Annotated in this window: 17 protein-coding genes and 1 pseudogene; 7 read left to right on the forward strand and 11 right to left on the reverse strand. The window is 65.3% G+C overall.

Annotated elements, in window-relative coordinates; genetic code table 11:
- Positions 1-131, reverse strand: a 131-nt coding sequence (locus BI344_RS26205) for a potassium-transporting ATPase subunit KdpA (protein WP_420912617.1), incomplete at its 3' end; no start/stop codon positions are given.
- A pseudogene (locus BI344_RS18075) lies at positions 115-327 on the reverse strand (potassium-transporting ATPase subunit KdpA); the annotation flags it as partial. The pseudogene BI344_RS18075 and the gene BI344_RS26205, both read right to left, overlap by 17 nt.
- Before the next feature lie 187 nt (positions 328-514).
- Between BI344_RS18075 and BI344_RS18080 the strand changes: the two are divergent.
- Positions 515-844 carry a hypothetical protein gene (locus BI344_RS18080; RefSeq protein ID WP_071114229.1) on the forward strand — a complete coding sequence of 110 codons (330 nt, stop codon included), beginning with the start codon at positions 515-517 and terminating at the stop codon, positions 842-844.
- Positions 845-849: 5 nt separating this feature from the next.
- On the opposite strand, the gene BI344_RS18085 is transcribed toward BI344_RS18080, so the two are convergent.
- On the reverse strand, positions 850-1446 hold the full coding sequence (locus BI344_RS18085) for a DUF4124 domain-containing protein (protein ID WP_071114230.1): 597 nt from the start codon (positions 1444-1446) through the stop codon (positions 850-852).
- Positions 1446-2090 carry an orotate phosphoribosyltransferase gene (gene pyrE / locus BI344_RS18090; protein ID WP_071114231.1) on the reverse strand — a complete coding sequence of 215 codons (645 nt, stop codon included), beginning with the start codon at positions 2088-2090 and terminating at the stop codon, positions 1446-1448. The genes BI344_RS18085 and pyrE overlap by 1 nt, the downstream gene beginning before the upstream one ends.
- Before the next feature lie 76 nt (positions 2091-2166).
- Here pyrE and BI344_RS18095 point away from each other — a divergent pair, with 76 nt between their 5' ends.
- Both BI344_RS18095 and BI344_RS18100 read left to right on the forward strand, forming a co-directional pair.
- Complete coding sequence (locus BI344_RS18095) at positions 2167-2943, forward strand: exodeoxyribonuclease III (RefSeq protein WP_071114232.1); 777 nt, start codon at positions 2167-2169, stop codon at positions 2941-2943.
- Positions 2943-3539: an alpha/beta hydrolase gene (locus tag BI344_RS18100; protein WP_071114233.1), complete on the forward strand. Its 597-nt coding sequence runs from the start codon at positions 2943-2945 to the stop codon at positions 3537-3539. Before BI344_RS18095 ends, BI344_RS18100 begins: the two co-directional genes overlap by 1 nt.
- An 81-nt stretch (positions 3540-3620) precedes the next feature.
- Here BI344_RS18100 and BI344_RS18105 read toward each other — a convergent pair whose 3' ends face one another.
- On the reverse strand, positions 3621-4460 hold the full coding sequence (locus BI344_RS18105) for a sulfurtransferase (RefSeq protein ID WP_071114234.1): 840 nt from the start codon (positions 4458-4460) through the stop codon (positions 3621-3623).
- A 178-nt stretch (positions 4461-4638) separates the two neighbouring features.
- Between BI344_RS18105 and BI344_RS18110 the strand changes: the two genes are divergently transcribed.
- Positions 4639-6288, forward strand: coding sequence for a methyl-accepting chemotaxis protein (locus tag BI344_RS18110; protein WP_071114235.1), 1650 nt, complete (start codon positions 4639-4641; stop codon positions 6286-6288).
- A 7-nt stretch (positions 6289-6295) separates the two neighbouring features.
- Here BI344_RS18110 and BI344_RS18115 read toward each other — a convergent pair whose 3' ends face one another.
- The gene (locus BI344_RS18115) at positions 6296-6694 is read right to left on the reverse strand and encodes an HIT family protein (protein WP_071114236.1); all 399 of its coding nucleotides are present in this window, start codon (positions 6692-6694) and stop codon (positions 6296-6298) included.
- Between the two features lie 150 nt (positions 6695-6844).
- Between BI344_RS18115 and paeA the strand changes: the two genes are divergently transcribed.
- From paeA to BI344_RS18130, 3 genes are all read left to right on the forward strand, one after another.
- A complete protein-coding gene (gene paeA, locus BI344_RS18120; protein ID WP_204378024.1) occupies positions 6845-8161 on the forward strand; it encodes a polyamine export protein PaeA in 1317 nt (438 codons plus the stop codon).
- Between the two features lie 129 nt (positions 8162-8290).
- Positions 8291-8530, forward strand: a complete 240-nt coding sequence (locus tag BI344_RS24970) for a hypothetical protein (RefSeq protein WP_071114406.1) — start codon at positions 8291-8293, stop codon at positions 8528-8530.
- A 277-nt stretch (positions 8531-8807) separates the two neighbouring features.
- On the forward strand, positions 8808-10436 hold the full coding sequence (locus tag BI344_RS18130) for a glycosyl hydrolase family 18 protein (protein WP_071114237.1): 1629 nt from the start codon (positions 8808-8810) through the stop codon (positions 10434-10436).
- A 61-nt stretch (positions 10437-10497) separates the two neighbouring features.
- Here the strand turns inward: BI344_RS18130 and BI344_RS18135 are convergent, their stop codons facing one another.
- The 5 genes from BI344_RS18135 to BI344_RS18155 all read right to left on the reverse strand — a co-directional run bounded on the left by BI344_RS18135 (position 10498) and on the right by BI344_RS18155 (position 18860).
- The gene (locus BI344_RS18135; RefSeq protein ID WP_071114238.1) at positions 10498-11022 is read right to left on the reverse strand and encodes a cysteine hydrolase family protein; all 525 of its coding nucleotides are present in this window, start codon (positions 11020-11022) and stop codon (positions 10498-10500) included.
- A 56-nt stretch (positions 11023-11078) separates the two neighbouring features.
- Positions 11079-12050 carry a D-2-hydroxyacid dehydrogenase family protein gene (locus BI344_RS18140; RefSeq protein WP_071114239.1) on the reverse strand — a complete coding sequence of 324 codons (972 nt, stop codon included), beginning with the start codon at positions 12048-12050 and terminating at the stop codon, positions 11079-11081.
- Positions 12051-12090: 40 nt separating this feature from the next.
- Positions 12091-13578 (reverse strand): sensor domain-containing diguanylate cyclase, encoded by a 1488-nt coding sequence (locus tag BI344_RS18145; RefSeq protein WP_071114240.1) that lies wholly within the window; start codon positions 13576-13578, stop codon positions 12091-12093.
- An 85-nt stretch (positions 13579-13663) separates the two neighbouring features.
- Positions 13664-14770 (reverse strand): DNA polymerase III subunit beta, encoded by a 1107-nt coding sequence (gene dnaN / locus BI344_RS18150; RefSeq protein WP_071114241.1) that lies wholly within the window; start codon positions 14768-14770, stop codon positions 13664-13666.
- A gap of 238 nt (positions 14771-15008) precedes the next feature.
- Positions 15009-18860 carry a DUF3683 domain-containing protein gene (locus BI344_RS18155; protein WP_071114242.1) on the reverse strand — a complete coding sequence of 1284 codons (3852 nt, stop codon included), beginning with the start codon at positions 18858-18860 and terminating at the stop codon, positions 15009-15011.
- Positions 18861-19152: the final 292 nt, after the last annotated feature.

Here is a 19152-nt window from a genome sequence, read left to right on the forward strand (position 1 = left end):
GTGTTGAAAGCGGAGTCGGGAGCGACGTTGCCGAAGGCTTGCGGATTGAGCGGCAGCCAGGCTTGCCAGCGCTGAAGCAGGTAGAGGAACACGGTGCCGACCAGTTTGGAACAGCAGCAGGTTGATCGCATAGCTTTTCCAGGCCATTTCCTGCTCCGGGTCCACTGCCGCCAGCCGATACAGCCGGCGCTCCAGCCAGCGGCCGGGGCGGCCCAGCAGCGGAGGCCGGCCCTCCATCGCCAGCCGCATGTAATGGCCGGCCGGCTTGATCAGCGCCAGCAGAGCCAGCAGGAACAGGCCCAATTGCAGTGATGCGTGTGTCAGCATGATGTTTCTCGCAGAAAAATATCCGGGCAGCCCGCTGCATGCGATGACAGTCGTGCCGTTACGCCGTGTACTGTAAGAAAGGCATTGTTAAAGCCTGCTAAGAATTTGCCGCCAAGATGTAAGAATGTCATCAATGCCCGGCTTGCCGCATAATACGGCCATTGGATATTAGCCTTGGGGGAATGCCATGAAGGAACTGATTAAGGGCGGGCTGCTGCTGGCGGCCCTGTGGTCGGGCGCGGCGCTGGCGCAGAACGCCGACGAGCAGCTGCTGGCGGCGCAGATGGCTTTCCAGCAGGCGCAAAGCCAGCAATCGCAGGCGGACGCCAAGCTGAAAATGGCGCAGGACGCCAAGACGCTGGCCGAGCAGCGGCTGGCCGGCGCGCAGGCGACGCTGGACAAGGCCAATGCCGATCTGGCGGCCGCGACCGCGGCGCAAGGCAGCGCGCAGCAGGCATTGCAAAACGCCACCCGGACGCTGAACCAGGCCTGGCAGCGCAAGGACGGCGGACAGTAAGGGCTCTAGCGGGAGTTCAACTGCTGGTAGCGTTGAATGTCCTGCCGCATCTTCTGGCGGAAGGCATCCACTTCGCCGCGTTTGGCGGCCATCAGCGTATTGAGGTCCAGCTGCTCGTGTTGCAGCGCCTGCAGATTGTGCAAGGTCGCGGAGTGCGGCTGCTGCTGCAGCTTGCGGCTGAGGTCCAGGTCTTTCTGCAGGTCGCGCTGCTGGATCTGCAGCCCCTGCGCCCGCAGTTCCAGCGCATGGTAGGCCGATTGCAGCACCGACAGCTGCCTTTCCCGGTCGGCCTTCAGGTCGGCCAGCGTGGAATAGCTTTGTATCAGCGCCTGGTCGTGGCGGGTGGTATCCTGTTGCCGCTGCAGCTGCATCCTGGCGGCGGCGGAGGACGCTTCGCGGGCCTTGCGCTGGGCGTCGCTCTCCGCCGGCTTTCTGACTGCGCCCTGCTTGTTCAGCTCCGCCACGCCGCCGCTCTGGTTTTGCAGCGGCGGCGTGTCGCTGTAATGCACCCTGCCGGCTTCGTCCACCCACTTGTATAGCGAGCTGCCGGCATGGGTCGCCGCGCACAACAGCAGGATGGCAAAGCCGGCAAGGCGCATCATCAGTCGTTGACTCCGTATTGGGCGCGGTAGGCGCGCACCGCATCGAGGTGGGCGGCCAGTTCCGTGCTGTGTTCCAGGAAGCCCAGCAGATCCTTCAGCGTGGCGATGGCCACCACCGGCAGGCCGTGTTGCTGGGCCACTTCCTGCACGGCGGACAGTTCGCCCTGGCCGCGCTCCATCCGGTCCAGCGCGATGGCCACGCCGGCCGGTTCGGCGCCGGCGGCGCGGATCAGCTCCACCGATTCGCGCACCGAGGTGCCGGCGGAGATCACATCGTCTATGATCAGCACCTTGCCCTGGAGCGGCGCGCCGACCAGGGTGCCGCCTTCGCCGTGATCCTTGGCTTCCTTGCGGTTGTAGGCGAAGGGCACGTTGCGGCCCTGTTCGGCCAGGGCCATGCCGGCGGCGGCGGCCAGGATGATGCCTTTATAGGCCGGCCCGAACAGCATGTCGAATGCTATGCCGCTTTCCACGATGGATCTGGCGTAGAAGCGCGACAGGCTCAGCGTGGATGCGCCGTCGTTGAACAGGCCGGCGTTGAAGAAGTAGGGCGACTTGCGGCCCGCCTTGGTGATGAACTCGCCAAACTTCAAAACCTGCTTGTCGAGCGCAAAACGAATAAAATCCTGACGGAAATCGCTCATCCTTACTCCTTTATTGAATCGTTAACTGTTTGAACGGCTGTAAAAAATCGCCGCAAGCATAGCACAGGAGAGACTCTTGCTTCGAATCGTTTCCGCCAACCTCAATGGCATCCGCTCGGCCGACAAGAAAGGCTTTTTCGACTGGCTGGCCACCATCCAGGCCGATTTTGTCTGCGTGCAGGAATTGAAAGCCCAGGCCGCCGACCTGTCCGAGCGCATGCGCGCGCCGGACGGTTTGACCGGCTATTTCCACTATGCGGAGAAGAAGGGCTACAGCGGCGTCGGCGTCTATACCCGGCACCAGCCGGACGCGGTGGTGGAGGGGCTGGGCGTCGATTGGATCGACGCCGAGGGCCGTTTCCTGCAACTGGACTTCGGCAATCTGTCGGTGGTGTCGCTGTATTTGCCGTCCGGCTCCAGCAGCGACGAGCGCCAGCAGGTTAAGTTCGACTTTCTCGACGTGTTCATGCCGCATCTTGAGAGCCTGAAGGCCGCCGGCCGCGACATCGTGATCTGCGGCGACTGGAACATCGCCCACAACGAGATCGATCTGAAAAACTGGAAGGGCAATCTGAAGAATTCCGGCTTCCTGCCGGAAGAGCGCGCCTGGATGACCGACCTGCTGGGCCGGGTGGGTTGGTGCGACGCGTGGCGCAAGCTGTATCCGGAGGCGCCGGGCTACACCTGGTGGAGCAACCGCGGCCAGGCCTACGCCAAGGATGTGGGCTGGCGCATCGACTACCACATCGTCACGCCGGCGCTGATGGCCGACGCGCAAAGCGCCAGCATCTACAAGGACGAGAAGTTCTCCGATCATGCGCCCTTGATCGTCGACTACCAGCGGAGCCTGTGATGTGGGACGACGATGACGTGACGCTGTTGAACGTCCCAGGCTGGGGCAATTCCGGCGCGCAGCATTGGCATGGCCGCTGGGAGGTGACCTACCCGCTGGCGCGCCGGGTCGCGCAGCGCGATTGGCTGTACCCTGCCCGCGACGAATGGGTGGCCGGCGTGGCGGCGGCGGTGGCGGAGATTCCCGGCAAGCTGGTGATCGCTGCCCACAGCCTGGGTTGCCACACGGCCGTGGCCTGGTTGCTGCAGGCATCCTTGCCGGAACAGCGCAAGGTGAGAGGCATGCTGCTGGTGGCGCCGCCGGCGATTCCCCTGACGGATGAGCGGGCGCGCGCCAGCGGCGAACTGCCGGAGGGCGCGCCGCTGCCGGATTTCGCCGGTTTCGATGCGCTGCCGCTGCAGCGTCTGCCGGTGCCGGCCATTCTGGTGGCCAGCCGCGACGATCCTTTTTGCGAGCTTGCCGAAGCCGAGCGCATGGCGGGCATCTGGGGCGCGCAGTTCGTCGACGCCGGCCGCGCCGGCCATATGGGCAGCCATGCGGGCCTGGGCAGCTGGCCGGCAGGCCAGAGTCTGTTGCAGCGTTTGATCCTCGGCTAGCGCGGAAGCCCGCCGCGAGGGCGATCCGCCTAAGCATCTAGACCGCTTGGCGGCGCGCCCGGCCGCGCTGCGCGGCCATGCTCAGCGTTCGACGGGCCGCGCCGGGTCGCTGCACCATTCGCTCCAAGAGCCCGGGTACAGCCGGCTGCCGGAAAAGCCGGCGATTTCCATCGCCAGCAGATTGTGGCAGGCGGTGACGCCGGAGCCGCACTGGTGGACGATGGACGCCGGGTCGAAGCCGGCGCCCAGCAGCGCTTCCCATTCCGCCCGCAGCTGCGCCGCCGGCTTGTAGCGCTGTCCGGCATCCAGATTGCTCATGAAGAAGCGGTTGGCCGCACCGGGAATGTGGCCGGCGACCGGATCTATCGTCTCGCCTATGCCGCGGAAGCGCTCGCCGCTGCGCGCGTCCACCACGGTGAAGTCCCGGCTTGCCAGATTGGCCTGCACCGCGCCGGCGTCCACCGCCTGCTGCAGCGGCGGACGGATGGCGAAGCGGCACGAGCGGCGCTGCGGCGTTTCGGCGTCCACCGCGCCGCCGCCGGCCCGCCAGGCGGCGAAGCCGCCGTCCAATACCGCCACCTTCTCATGCCCCAGCCAGCGCAGCAGCCACCAGGCGCGCGCCGCGTACTGGCCGGCGCCGTCGTCGTAGGCCACCACCTGGCTGTCTTCGTCCACGCCGATCGCGCCCAGATCCACCGCCAGCCGCTGGCCGTCGGGCAAGGGATGGCGGCCGTTGTGGCCGTTCTTGCTGCCGGACAGGTGGTAGTCCAGGTGCAGGTAATGGGCGCCGGGGATGTGGCTGGCGGCATGGGCGGCGTGGCCGTAGTCGGGTTGGTCCAGCTGGAAGCGGCAATCCAGCACCACCAGCCGCTCGGACGGCAGGCCGGCCAGCTGGGCGGGAGAAATCAGCGTGGTGTACATGGGGTGTCCGTATCGATGCGAGAAGGTCCAGCCTAGCGGCAGGAGCCGGGCGCTGGCAAGTGTGCTAGAACGTTAACATTGATCATTCATATGCGGACATTCAACGGTATGCTCTGCAGCGGGCCGCCGACCGAGGCGGCCGACAATAATTCCAGACAATGCGTAACGGGGAAAGAACATGTTCAGTGCTTTGACGATAGGCCAGCGCATCCTGCTGCTGGCGTGCAGTTTATTGCTGGCGCTATGCCTGGTGGGCGGCGGCGGCTGGTGGTCGCTTAACGGCATCGGCAGCGAGTTGACGGTATTGTTCGGCGAGAAGCTGGCTTTCCGCCATCACCTGGACAGCATGCAGCGCAGCATGCTGCGGGTGCGGCAGGACGAGAAGAACATCTTCATCAGCATCGGCAACCCGGCGAATACCGACCAGAGCATACAGACCAACAAGCAGCTGCTGGACAAGGAGATTGTCCAGTTCAAGGAGCTGGCGACCCAGGCCAAGACCATGCCGATGGCGGCGGAGCACCTGGCGGAATTCGACAGCATGCTGCAGGGCATAGACGGTTATCAACAGGGCATGGATGCCTTGTACCAGCGCATCGCCAAGGGCGAGATCGCGGCGGCCAACGCCGGCGACGCCGCCATCGTCCCGTTCAAGCCCAAGTTGTATGCGGCGCGCGATGCGCTGAACAAGCTGACCGACCTGGCCGATCAAACTTCCAAGGCGTCGGAAGAGCAGATGTCGGCGACGATGGCGCGCACGATACAGGCGATGCTGGCGCTGGTGGTCCTGGCGTTGCTGCTGGGCGGCGCGCTGGCCTGGTTGATCTCGCGCTCCATCACTCGGCCATTGGCGGCGATGCAGGAAAAGATGCGCCACGCCGCCGAGCATAACGACCTGACGGTGGAAATAGACCAGACCGGGCGCGACGAGGTCAGCGAGACCGGCCGCGCGTTGGCGCGGCTGCTGGGCAATCTGCGCGCCTTCATCGAACGCACGCGCCAGGACTCGGCCCAGGTCACCAGCACCGCGCAATCGCTGTCGCAGGTGTCGCAGCGCATCGCCGACGCCTCGCGGATGCAGACTGACGCCTCGTCGTCGACGGCCGCCTCGGTGGAGCAGATGACGGTCAGCATCAATCTGGTGGCCGACCATTCGCATGAGATGGCCAGCGAGGCGCAAAGCAGCATGCGCGAGGCGGTGAGCGGCACCCAGGTGGCGGGCGAGGCCGCCAGGGAGATGCAGGAGATCGCGCGGGTGATAGGCGAATCGGAGGCGGTGATCGATACGCTCAACCAGCGCTCGGACGAGATAGGCAATATCGTCGAGGTGATCCACGACATCGCCGAGCAGACCAATCTGTTGGCGCTCAACGCCGCGATCGAGGCGGCGCGGGCCGGCGAGATGGGCCGCGGCTTCGCGGTGGTGGCGGACGAGGTGAGGAAGCTGGCCGAGCGCACCGCCCAGGCCACCGGCGAGATCTCGTCCAAGATCCAGGCGGTGCAGGGCGACACCACCACCGCGGTGGCCAGCATGCGCGAGGCGGCCGAGCGGGTGGGCAGCGGCGTGGCCCTCAGCTCCCAGGTCAGCGAACGGCTGGCGCAGATCCGCGAGCTGTCGTCGCGGCTGCTGGAGAAAACCAGCGAGATCGCCGGCGCGATGCGCGAGCAGAGCACCGCCAGCAACGACGCGGCCAAGAGCGTGGAGCGCATTGCCAGCATGGGCGCGGAAAACGGCCAGTCGGTGGAGGCCTCGTCCGACATGGCGCAACAACTGTCGCAGCTGGCGCATGGCCTGGATCAGGCGATCAGCCGCTTCCGCACCGCCTGAGGAGGGGCTACAGCGCCAACGCGGCGCGCAACTGTTCGGCCAGGTGCGGCTGGCTGTGGTCGGCGCCGTCGCGGCGGGGCGAGGCCCAGACCGGGCTGGGGAAGTGGGCGTCGTCGGTGAAGCGCGGAATCACGTGCCAGTGCAGATGCGGCACCATATTGCCCAGGCTGGCCAGGTTGATCTTGGCCGGCTGCATCACCTGGCGCAGCGCCGTCTCGGTGCGATAGACCCAGTCCATCAGGTGCTGGCGTTCGGCCGGCGCCAGGTCGGTCATTTCGGCGACATGGCCGCGCCAGATGACGCGGCAGAAGCCGGGGTAGCCGGCCTCCTCCACCAGCAGCACCCGCAGGCTGTCGTCCTGGTGCAGCAGTTCGCCGCTGGCTTGTTCACATAATTCGCAATGCATGGTCCGGCCCTGTCTTGATTGAATAGACCTTTGATTTTACGCCAGCCGCGCCGCCGGGGCAGCGGCGCGGCTCTGTTATACTTAAAGGGTCGGCGCGGCCTTCTGGCCATGCCGACAGGCAATTGCAACCATTACAGTCCGGGAATCAATGTGAGTTTCGTCAACAGTCTTTTTGTCATCGCCCTCCTGATCGCCGCCAGCGCCTTCTTCTCGGTTTCGGAAATCTCCCTGGCCGCCGCGCGCAAGATCAAGCTCAGGCAACTGGCCGACGAAGGCGTGACCAATGCCGAACGGGTGCTGGAGTTGCAGCAGCAGCCCGGGCACTTCTTCACCGTGGTGCAGATCGGCCTCAACGCGGTGGCCATCTTGGCCGGTATCCTGGGCGAGGCTGCCTTTACTCCATATTTTTCCTCCATGCTGCATCTGGTCAGCCCGGAGGGTTGGGTTGAGCACCTCAGCTTCATCCTGTCCTTCGTCACGGTGACTTCGCTGTTCGTGTTGTTCGCCGACCTGATGCCGAAGCGGCTGGGCATGGTGGCGCCGGAGCGCATCGCGCTGCTGGTGGTGCGGCCGATGCTGTTCTGCGTGCGGGCGTGCAGCCCGCTGGTGTGGCTGTTCAACGGCCTGGCCAATGTGTTCTTCCGCCTGTTCGGTGTGCCTACCGGCCGCCCGGACGACCTCACCTCCGCCGACATTGTGGCGATGATGGATGCCGGCGCCGAAGCCGGCGTGCTGCAAAAGCGCGAACACCACCTGATAGAAAACGTGTTCGAGCTGGAAAGCCGCACCGTGCCGTCGTCGATGACCGCGCGCGAGAGCATCATCTATTTCACGCTGCACGAGGACGAAGCCAGCATCAAGCAGAAGATCGCCGAGCATCCGCACACCAAATTCCTGGTGTGCGACGGCGTGATCGATTCGGTGATCGGCTATGTCGACTCCAAAGACATCCTGATGCGGCTGATCAATCAGCAGAGCCTGTCGATGAAGCGCGAGCTGACGATACGCAGCGTGCTGATCATTCCCGATTCGCTGACGCTGTCCGAGCTTCTGGAGCGCTTCAAGGCCTCGCGCGAGGATTTCGCGGTGGTGATGAATGAGTACGCGCTGGTGGTGGGAGTGATCACCCTCAACGACGTGATGAGCACGGTGATGGGGGATCTGGTCAGCCAGTTCCAGGAAGAGCAGATCGTCCAGCGCGACGAGCGCTCGTGGCTGGTGGATGGCGCCACCCCGGTGGAGGACGTGCTGCGCGCGCTGGACATAGAAGCCTTCCCCGACGACGAAAACTACGAGACCATCGCCGGCTTCATGATGTACATGCTGCGCAAGATCCCCAAGCGCACCGACAGCGTGGAGTTCGAGGGCTACAAGTTCGAAGTGGTAGACATCGACAACTACCGCATCGATCAGCTGCTGGTGACGCTGATCCCGCCGCTGCCGGCGGAAGACGAATCGGCCCGCTGATATTACGATTGGTTACACCCCATTACACATGCCTCACAGACGGCGCGGCGGCAGCCTGCCTAAGATGGATTCAAGGATGCACCGAGCGGTGCTCCGGCAGAAAAACATCTCAGATTCGGGAGCATGACCATGAAAAAACTGACCGCCCTCCTGTTGGCCGCCGCCCTGGGCCTGACCTCCGCAGCCGGCTACGCCGCCGACGCCTCCGCTCCGGCCGCCAAGGCCGCCGCGCCGGCGCATAAACACCACAAGCATCACAAGAAGCATCACGCCAAGAAGGCAAGCTCGGCTCCGGCCGCGCAAAAGGCGCAAGCTGCCAAGAAGCATGGCCGCCACCATCATCACAAAAAGCACCACCACGTGAAGTAAGGCGGTTTGACGACCGGGTCAGTCCGGATGTGGGAAAAGGAGGCGCAGGCCTCCTTTTTTTATTGCCTTTCGCCGGCGGCGGCGCGAATGGCGGCCTGCCATTGTGGATGGTTATACCCTGTACTAAATGATGGATGATTAAATCTCTTCTTGTGTTTTCCTGCGTGGATATTCGATGCTGATACCAATGTAATACCACATGAGGCGCTCATGTCGGTGATTGCAGTGGCAAGAGCGATCCCTCTGCCGTCCATCCATCAAGAAGAGGAGAAATACCATGCTGCATTTCCCCCTGTCGCGCGTGCTGTTGGCAGTCGGCGCGGCCTTCGTGCTGACCCAGGCGGTCTATGCCGCGCCGTCCTGCTCGCCGTGGGCCGGCAGCCAGGTTTACAACGCCGGCGATTACGCCACCTACGGCGGCAAGACCTGGCGCGCCAGCTGGTGGACCCAGGGCGAGCAGCCCGGCAGCTCGCAGTGGGGCGCCTGGCAGGAGCGCCCGGCCAGCGAGTGCACGCCAGGCGATCCTAGCCAGCCCGGTCAGCCCGGCAACGGCGTGCCGCCCGAGCCCAAGCCGACAGTCGGACGCAATGTCGGCTCCTATTTCACCCAGTGGGGCATCTACGACCGCAATTACAAAGTCTATAACCTGGTGCAGGCCGGCGGCGACAAGCAGCTTACCTTCCTCAACTACGCTTTCGGCAATGTCTACGCCAACGGCCAGTGCGGCATGGTCACCAAGGCCGAGAGCGGCAACGGCGACGGCGGCGACGCCTGGGCCGACTACCAGCGCTCCTTTGCCGCCAACGAGTCGGTGGACGGCAAGGCCGACAGCTGGAACGATCCGCTGCGCGGCAACTTCAACCAGCTGCGCAAGCTGAAGCTGGCCAATCCGTCGCTGAAGGTGCTGATCTCGCTGGGCGGCTGGACCTGGTCGAAGAACTTCGGCACCTTCGCCGCTACCGACGCCGGCCGCAAGGCGATGGTCAGCTCGTGCATAGACCTCTACATCAAGGGCAACCTGCCGGTGGGCGAGAGCGCCGGCGGGGCGGGCGCGGCGCTGGGCGTGTTCGATGGCTTCGACATCGACTGGGAATACCCGGGCGGCGGCGGACTGCCGACCAATAGCGTCGACCCCAATGACAAGCAGAACTATACCTTGCTGATGGCCGAGTTCCGCAATCAGCTGAACGCGCTGTCCACCCAGAACAAGCGCCGTTACTACCTGACCGCCGCCATCGGCTCCGGCGTCGACAAGATTCGCAACACCGAACCAGCCAACTACAGCAGTTATCTGGACTGGATCAACGTGATGACCTACGACTTCCACGGCGGCTGGGAAGCCAAGGGCCCGACCAACTTCCAGTCCAATCTGTACCGAGATCCGGCGGCTCCGGTGACCGGCGACCAAGTCTATTACACCGTCAACGACGCGGTGCAGACCTTGGTCAACGCCGGCGTGCCGCGTGCCAAGATCAACGTCGGCCTGCCGTTCTACGGCCGTGGCTGGACCGGCGTGGCGGCCGGTCCGCAGAGCAACGGCCTGTACCAGGTGGCCACCGGTCCGGCCAAGGGCACTTATGAGCAAGGCATCGAGGACTACCGCGTGCTGGTGAACCGCAGCGCCAAGCAGTTCGTCAGCCCGGTGGCCAAGCAGCTGTGGACCTATGACGGCAACGAGTTCTGGAGCTACGACGATCCGGCCACCATCCGCGGCAAGCTGGACTTCGTGCGCCAGCAGCAGCTGGGCGGGGTGTTCAGCTGGTCGCTGGACGGCGACGACGCGCAGGCTACGCTGTTGAAGACCAGCGCCGAAGTGCGGCTGGACGCGGCTGCGGCCGCCAAGCGCAAGGCGGCAGCGGCAGCCGCCGCGGCGAAAGCGAAGGCCAAGGCGGCCCAGAAGCAGTAAAGCGGCAGGCTAGGCAAAACGGCGGGGAGACCCGCCGTTTTTGTCGTCTATCCGCACAGGATTACAGCTCGGCCGCGGGCTTGACCCGCAGCGGCTGCGGGGTGGCGCTGGTGGCGCCCCAGGCGGCGTTGAAGTGGTCTATCACTTGCTCGCCGCTCAGCGCGAAGGCGCTGACCGTGGTATGGCCGTCGCCGATGACGGTGACCTGGTAGCCGCGCGACACCGCGTTGCGCAGCGTGCTGTCGACGCAGAAATCGGTGGCGGCCCCGCCTATCCACAGCTTGCTCGCGCCGTGCGCCGACAGCAGCTGCGCCAGATTGGTCTCGCAGAAGCTGTCGCCGTAGCGCTTGTAGACGATCTGGTCGCCGTCCTGCCGAGCGAGCCCGGGGTGCAGCTGCCAGGCTGCGGAGCCATGCGGCCGCTCGTCTTCCTCGTGCTGGACGAAGATCACCGGGATGCCGCGCCGGCGCGCGGCGGCGATCGCCAGGTTGAGGTTGTCGAGCACGGTGTCGAGCCGGGCGGCGCGCAGCTCGCCGTCGACGACGCCGACTTGGATGTCGATGATCAGCAGGGCGGTATCGGACATTGGTTTTCTCCTGGGTGGGGGCGGCCGGCAGGCGGCGGCGCCTGCGGCATGGAGTTTCAGATCAAGACTTCCGGGTTCAGCACATGAGAGGTGTCGCCGTCGAAGAAGCGGATGGCGTTGCGGTAGGCGATCTCCAGATACTGGCGATAGCTGCCCGCTTCGGCATAGCCCAGGTGCGGCGTGCACAGCACGTTCGGGCGCAGCAGCAGGGGATGGTCGGTGTCGTATATCGGCTCCAGTTCGAACACATCGAGCGCGGCGAAGCCAGGGCGGCCGGCGTCGAGTGCTGCTTCCAGCGCGCCGGGCGCGATCAGTTCGGCGCGGCTGGTGTTGACCAGCAGCGCATTCGGCTTCATCGCCGCGAGGTCGGCGCGGGTCACGTTGCCGGCGGTGGCGGGAACCAGCCGCTGGTGCAGGGTGACGACGTCGGCGTCGGCGAAGAAGGCCTCGCGGTTGGCAGCGGCCAGGCAGCCTTTCGCCAGCGCCTCATTGCGGGCGCGCTCGCTGCCCCATACTAACACCTTCATGTCGAAGGCGCGGGCGTAGCTGGCCACCAGCTTGCCTATCTTGCCGAAGCCCAATATGCCCAGCGTCTGGTCGCGCACCACGCTGCCGACCGGCCCCTGCCAGCGGCCCTGGCGCAGGCTGTCCAGGTTTTCCGCCAGCCGCCGCCGTGCCGCCATGATCAGCAGCCAGGCCAGCTCCGCCGGCGCATGGGGCGAGCCGCTGCCCTCCACCACCGCGACGCCGGCGGCGCTGCAGGCGGCGATGTCGATATTGCGCGCCAGCTTGCCGGTCTGGCTGATCAGCTTCAGCTTGGGCATGCGCGCCAGCAACGCCGCGTCCACCACGGTGCGCTCGCGTATCAGCAGCAGCGCCTGGGCTTCGGCTAGCCGCGCTTCCGCTTCCGGATCGAGCGACAGGTCGCCCAGCGCATGGCAGGGGAACGCGGGATTCTGATGCAGGGCGGCGATCTGGCGGCTAGCCGACTGGTAGTCGTCCGGCACCAGCAAGTGGATGGTGGTCATGGCTGTCGCTGGCGGTGAAAATCGATACTTTAACTTATTGTCATTTTTCGCTAAAGCTCCCCGGGCTGTCGGAGGAGTGGGGACGCGCCAGGCAGACGCGATTGCGGCCGGCTTGTTTGGCGGCGTATAGCGCCTGATCGGCGCGGTCGATGGCGGACTCCAGCGTTTCCGGCTCCCGCCACAGGCACATTCCTATGCTGATGGTGATGGTCAGCTTGTCCGGCGCCCCTTGCATGATGTGGCGGGAGACGATGCTGCGCAGTCGTTCGGCCAGCGAGTCGTCGTGGCCGTAGCTGGCGGCCAGCACGATGAACTCCTCGCCGCCCCAGCGTATCAGCAGGTCGTTGCCGCGCAGCTGCGAGCGCAGCAGTTCCGCGGTTTCGCGCAACAGCAGGTCGCCCACCTGGTGGCCGTAGCGGTCGTTCACTTGCTTGAAGTGATCGATATCCAGCATCAGCAGTTGCGGAATGGCGTCGCTGCGCCGGCAATGGCGCAGCCAGCCCGGCAGCAGGTCGAGAAAGGCGAGGCGGTTCAGGCAGCCTGTCAACTGGTCGGTGGTGGCCAGTTGGCGCAGCTTCTGCTGATGGCGCTGCAAGGTGATCAGCACCGCCATCACCACCAGCAACAGGATGGCGCTGTTGATCGCCAGATTGGTCAGCACGGCCGTCCGCAGCTGCCGCAGCGCGCTGGTTTCGTTCTGCTCCACCAGCAGGTGCCAGCCCAGTTCCGGCAGAAAGCGGCTGCTCAGCAGATAGCGGTTGCCATGCAGCTTGTATTCCAGTTTTTTCGGCGTTTCCGGACCGGAAAGTATGGCGCCGCTCAGCGTGGACAGCCCGGGCAGTTCCTGCAGCCGCGGCCGGGGCAGGGTGGTGGGCATGCTGCTGAGCATCACGCGGCCGTTGCCGTCGATGAAATAGATGCGGCGCTGGAAGCGCTGCTCGTACGCGGCCAACTGCTTGCTGAGCTGTGGCAGCGGCAGTCCGACACCGATCACGCCCAGCAGGCGGCCCTGTTCGTCCAGCATGCGGTGGTTGATGAACATGGTGGCCTGGCCGCCGTTGGTCATGTCCCAGTCCAGATTGATTTCGTAGTCGCGGCGCATGTCGCGGCAGCGGAAGTACCAGGTGTCCTGCGGATCACCGGCGGAAACGGTTTTGTGGACGCCGCCGGCGTAGTAGTAGCGGCGGCTGCGTTCGGATACCAGAAAACTGCCGCTGATGCCGTTGCGGCCATTGATCGCCCGCAGGTAGCGGCTGGCGAGTGCGGGATTGGTCTCGCCATCCTGTAGCCAGGCCGCCATGAAGGTGTCGTGCGCAATCAGGGTCGCCGCCGACAGCGGCCGCAGAATGCCCTGGTCGATTTCGGAAAAGATGGTGTCGCCGGTCAGCGGCAGGCCTTGCTCGGCGATGCTGCGGCGGATGTCGTCGCTGGCTTGCCGGTAGTACAGGCAGGCGTTGATGACGATGCCGCCCAGCAGCAGCAGGGTGATGATGATGACCAGTCGGTAGCGCGCGAATGTGCCGGACACGCTGCACCCTTCCGTGAAGAGATGGCGGATTGTAATATGAAAATAGAATGTTATGCGCCAAGCACCAGTGCGGCGAGTGGATTTCTCAGCCGCGCAGCGGCATGGCCAGGTACTGGAAGTGCGGTTCGAGCGGGTTGGTGATCAGCAGGCCGCGCAGGCCGTTGCCGAAGCCGAATGTCAAATGCTCCGCCTGCTGGCTGGCCAGCACGTCCAGCAGATACTGCAGGTTGAAGCTGGCGTCCAGCTCCGCGCCTTGCCAGTCTATCGGCAGATGTTCCTCGGCCTCTTCCCGTTCGGCGTTGCGGCAACGCACCGTCAGTTGCCCCGGACGTATCGCCAGCTCCAGCTGGCGGAACTTGGCATGAGCCAACACCGCCACCCGCTGCACCGCTTCCAGCAGCGGCTGCCGTGGCAGCGAGAGCACGCAGTCGTGGCTGTCCGGCAGCAGGCGCAGGTAGTCTGGCGCGCGCGCGTCCAGCAGCTTGCTGATCATCCGCTGGCTTCCCAGCTCGAAACCGACCTGCCCGTCTTGCAGCGTAACCGTTAGCCGCGCATCGTCGTCGTCGCGCAACAGTTTGGCAAGCTCCAGCGCCGCCTTGCGCGGCAGGATGGCCTGCGCGGCCGGCGCGTTTTTTCCCAGCGGACAGCGCTGGAGGGCCAGCCGGATGCCGTCGGCGGCGACCAGCAGCAGTTCGCTGCCGTCCAGTTGCAGCAGCAGGCCGTTCAGGTAGGGCCGGATGTCGTTGCCGGCCATCGCGTACAGGATCTGCTCCAGCTTGCGCTTGAGCGGTCCTTGCGCCAATTCCAGCTCAGTCGTCTGGCGGCGGCCCTCGGCCAGCAGCGGAAAATCGTCGGCGGGAAGCGTCTGCAACTGGAAACGGCTGCCGCCGGCCTGCAGCAGCAACTGTTCGCCCTTGCGCCGCAATTGCACCGGACTGCCGGCCGGCAGCGCGCGCAGGATGTCCTGCAGCTTGCGGGCCGGGGCGCACAGGCGGAAAGGCTGGGCGCAGGCGATGGCGCTGTGGCTGCGCAGTTGGATTTCCAGATCGCTGGCCAGCAGCGACAGGCCGCCGCCATCGGCCTCAATCAGCGCGTGGGACAGGATAGGCAGGGTGTGGCGGCGCTCCACCACTCCGCAGATCGCGGCCAGAGGTTTGAGCAGAGCATCGCGTTCGGTTTGCAGAAGCAGCATGGCCGGGTTCTCCTGATCGGGCAGAACCCGGCAATTTATCACATTGTCCTATGTCGATGTGATGCCGTTCGCTTGGGCGGATGGCGGTGAGCAGCCCGGTCATCGGACCTTGGTGTGCAATGCGGGCAAAGCGCTGCGCCGGCATCTTCTGCGCGGTCTCCTTTGCCCGCCCGGCGGGCGGAATCGCCATGAAACTATCTGCCGCGATGCGGACGCAAAAACATCAGCGTGCCGTGGCTTACAGCAACACCCGCTCGATGCCGCCGTCGCGCGCCCTGGCCACGTAGTCCGGCAGCCAGTTCTTGCCCAGCAGGTGCTTGGCGATCTCCACCACGATGTAGTCGGCTTCGGTGCCGGTGTCGTCGTTGTAGCGCGACAGGCCTTGCAGGCAGGACGGGCAGGAGGTGAGGATCTTCACCGGCGCCGAATTGTCCTGCGGCGGCAGCGCCGCCAGGTTGGCGCGGATCTCCTCTTCCTTGCGCGAGCGCACCTGGGTGGCGATGTCGGGGCGGCTGGCGGCGAAGGTGCCGGCCTCGCCGCAGCAGCGGTCGGACAGCGGCACGCCGCCGCCCATCAGCTCGTTCACCACCTTGATCGGCTGGTAGCTTTTCATCGGCGTGTGGCAGGGGTCGTGGTACAGGTATTGCTGGCCGGCGATGCCTTCCAGCTTGACGCCTTTCTCCATCAGGAACTCGTGGATGTCTATCACCCGGCAGCCGGGGAAGATGTCCTCGAAGCGGTAATGCGCCAGCTGGTCGAAACAGGTGCCGCAACTGACCACCACGGTCTTGATGTCCAGGTAGTTCAGCGTGTTGGCGACGCGGTGGAACAGCACGCGGTTTTCGGTGGTGATGGCGTCGCCCTTGTCCTGGTAGCCGGCGCTGGTCTGCGGGTAGCCGCAGCACAGATAGCCCGGCGGCAGCACCGTCTGCACGCCCACGTGCCACAGCATGGCCTGGGTGGCGAGGCCGACCTGGCTGAACAGCCGCTCCGAGCCGCAGCCGGGGAAGTAGAACACCGCCTCGGCGTCTTCGGCCAGCTTGGGATTGCGGATCACCGGCACGATGTTGGCGTCTTCCACGTCCAGCAGCGCGCGCGCGGTCTTCTTGGGCAGGCCGCCCGGCATCGGCCGGTTGATGAAGTGGATCACCTGCTGCTTGACCGGCGCCGGACCGACGGTGGCCGGCGGCTGGCGCTTCTGGCCGCCCAGCAGCCCCAGCCGCTTGCCGACCGCGTTGCCCAGCCTTTGCGCCTTGTAGCCGACGCCGACCAGACCGGCGCGGATGGTCTTGATGGTGGCCGGGTCCTTGGCGGTGAGGAAGGCCATGCCCAGCGCGGTGCCGGGGTTGAACTTCTTGTTGCCGGACTTGCGCAGGAAGTTGCGCATCGCCACCGAAACGTCGCCGAAGTCTATCTTCACCGGGCAGGGCTTGACGCAGCGGTGGCACACCGTGCAGTGGTCGGCCACGTCGGACAGTTCTTCGAAGTGCTTGAGGCTGACGCCGCGCCGGGTCTGCTCCTCGTACAGGAAGGCCTCGGTCAGCAGGCCGACGCCAAGTATCTTGTTGCGCGGGCTGTACAAGAGGTTGGCGCGCGGCACGTGGGTGGAGCACACCGGCTTGCATTTGCCGCAGCGCAGGCAGTCCTTGATCGAATCGTTGATCGCGCCGATGTCGGATTGTTCCAGGATCAGCGATTCGGCCCCAAGCAGCGAGAACGACGGGGTGTAGGCCAGCGCCAGGTCGGCGCCCGGCAGCAGCTTGCCGCGGTTGAAGTGGCCATTGGGGTCCACCCTGGCCTTGTAGTCGCGGAAGGGCTGGATTTCGGCCTCGGTGAGGAATTCCAGCTTGGTGATGCCGATGCCGTGCTCGCCGGAGATCACCCCGCCCAGTTCGCGCGCCAGCGCCATGATGCGCACCACCGCGCGGTGCGCGGTCTGCAGCATCTGGTAGTTGTCGGAGTTGACCGGGATGTTGGTGTGGACGTTGCCGTCGCCGGCGTGCATGTGCAGCGCGACGAACACCCGGCCGCGCAGCACGTGCTGCTGCAGCTCGCGGATGGCGGCGCGGATGCTGCTATGGGTGCTGCCGGAGAACAGCTGCTCCAGCTCCGTCCGCACTTCGCGCTTCCAGCTGACGCGCAGCGTGAAGTCGCGCAGCGCGTGGAACACGGTGTCCGGCTGGGCGGCGCTGTCTTCCAGCGGCGCCTGCGGCCAGAGCGCGCGGTATTCGTGGAAGGGGCTGTCCATATGCGCCAGCAGCCACTGCCAACGGTCGCGGCAGACGGCCAGCAGCGACAGCGCGGCGGCGCGGCGGTCGCCGATCAGCTCTTCCGACGGCAGATTGGTGTCCAGCTTGTCCACCGGCAGCCGGCCGTGGAAGTACTCGGTCAGGGTGTCCAGCAGCTCTAGCTTGTTGGCGATCGACAATTCGATGTTGATGCGTTCGATGCCGTCGCTGTAGTCGCCCAGGCGCGGCAGCGGGATCACCACGTCCTCGTTCACCTTGAAGGCGTTGGTGTGCTTGGCGATGGCGGCGGTGCGGCTGCGGTCCAGCCAGAAGGTCTTGCGCGCTTCCGGGGTGACGGCGATGAAGCCTTCGCCGTGGCGGGCGTTGGCGATGCGCACCACCTGGCTGGCGGCCTCGGCCGCCGCGTTCTCGTCGTCGGAGACGATGTCGGCGATCAGCACCATCTTGGGCCGGCCCTTGGACTTGGCCTTGGTGGTGTAGCCGACCGCGCGCACGTAGCGCCAGTCCAGGTGCTCCAGGCCGGCCAGCCGCACGCCGGCCATCAGACAGGCGCCGCCGGGCTTGAACAGGTCGGTGATTTCGACGATGGCCGGCGTGGCTTCGGCCACGCTGCCGAAGAACTCCAGGCAGACGGTGCGGGTGTGCCTGGGCATGCGGTGCAGCACGAAGCGGGCGCTGGTGATGATGCCGTCGCAGCCTTCCTTCTGCACGCCGGGCAGGCCGGCCAGGAATTTGTCGGTGACGTCCTTGCCCAGGCCCACCTTGCGGAAGGCCGAGCCGGGGATCGCCAGCTCGCGGCTGGACTCTATGGTCTTGCCGTCGTCGGCCAGCCGCGACAGCCTGAAGCGCGCCTCGGCCACGTCGTGGATCTTGCCGTAATTGTGGCCGATGCGCTCCACCAGCAGCCAGCGGCCGTCCGGGTCGACCATCTTCCAGCTGGCCAGGTTGTCCAGCGTGGTGCCCCACAGCACCGCCTTCTTGCCGCCGGCGTTCATCGCGATGTTGCCGCCGATGCAGGACGCCTCGGCCGAGGTGGGGTCCACAGCGAACACCAGGCCGGCTGCGGCTGCGGCTTCCGACACCCGGGCGGTCACCACGCCGGCACCGCACTGTATCGTCGCCTGCTTGCCGGTGAGGCCCGGCAGCTCGACATGCTCGATGCCCAGGCGGCGGTCGAGTTTTTCGGTATTGATCACCGCGCTCATCCGCTCCAGCGGCACCGCGCCGCCGGTGTAGCCGGTGCCGCCGCCGCGCGGGATGATGGTGAGGCCCAGTTCGATGCAGGCGCGCACCAGCGGCGCCATCTCTTCTTCGTCGTCCGGGCTCAGCACCACGAACGGATATTCCACGCGCCAGTCGGTGGCGTCGGTGACGTGGGCGACGCGAGACAGGCCGTCGAACAGGATATTGTCGCGGCGGGTCAAGCGGGACAGCTTCTTCAGCACCCTGGCGCGCAGCTCGCGGGTTTCCTCGAACTGGCGGGCGAACAGCTCCACCGCCTGGCGGGCGGCGGCGATCATCTCGCCCACCCGGCCGTTGCCGTCGCGGCGTTTCTCCACTTCGTTCAGGCGGTGGCGCATCGCCTCCACCAGAGCGGAGAGCCGCTTGGGGTTGTCCAGCAAATCGTCCACCAGGTAGGGATTGCGGTCCACCACCCAGATGTCGCCCAGCACCTCGAACAGCATCCGCGCCGAGCGGCCGGTCTTGCGCTGGCCGCGCAACTCATCCAGCAGTTGCCACATCGGCTCGCCCAGCAGGCGGATGACGATTTCGCGGTCGGAATAGGAGGTGTAGTTGTACGGGATCTCCCGCAGGCGCTGTTCGCTGGTGATGGCTGTCATTTGTCCGCAAGCTTGCTTTTAATTAGAGGAGTGTCTGCCAGTTTATCCTAATTGCTGCGCTGCGAAAAACATGAGTTGAATAGGGATTTTTCCTCTTTATATCAAGATATTGCCTCTGCTCATGCCTTGCGCTCATGCGGCTGATGATGGATATTTTATTCAATTGAAATGGCCTGGCCCTGATCTGCCCTCTGTCATTTTGTGCCAAAAATATCCATGTCCATGAGTTTTTGTATTTCCGGCATACCGCTGTTTTTGGTTAAGCTATGGCTGTGTGAGTGTTTCCCGGCAG

Origin of the sequence: Chromobacterium sphagni (assembly GCF_001855555.1) — a bacterium.
Lineage (GTDB): Bacteria > Pseudomonadota > Gammaproteobacteria > Burkholderiales > Chromobacteriaceae > Chromobacterium > Chromobacterium sphagni.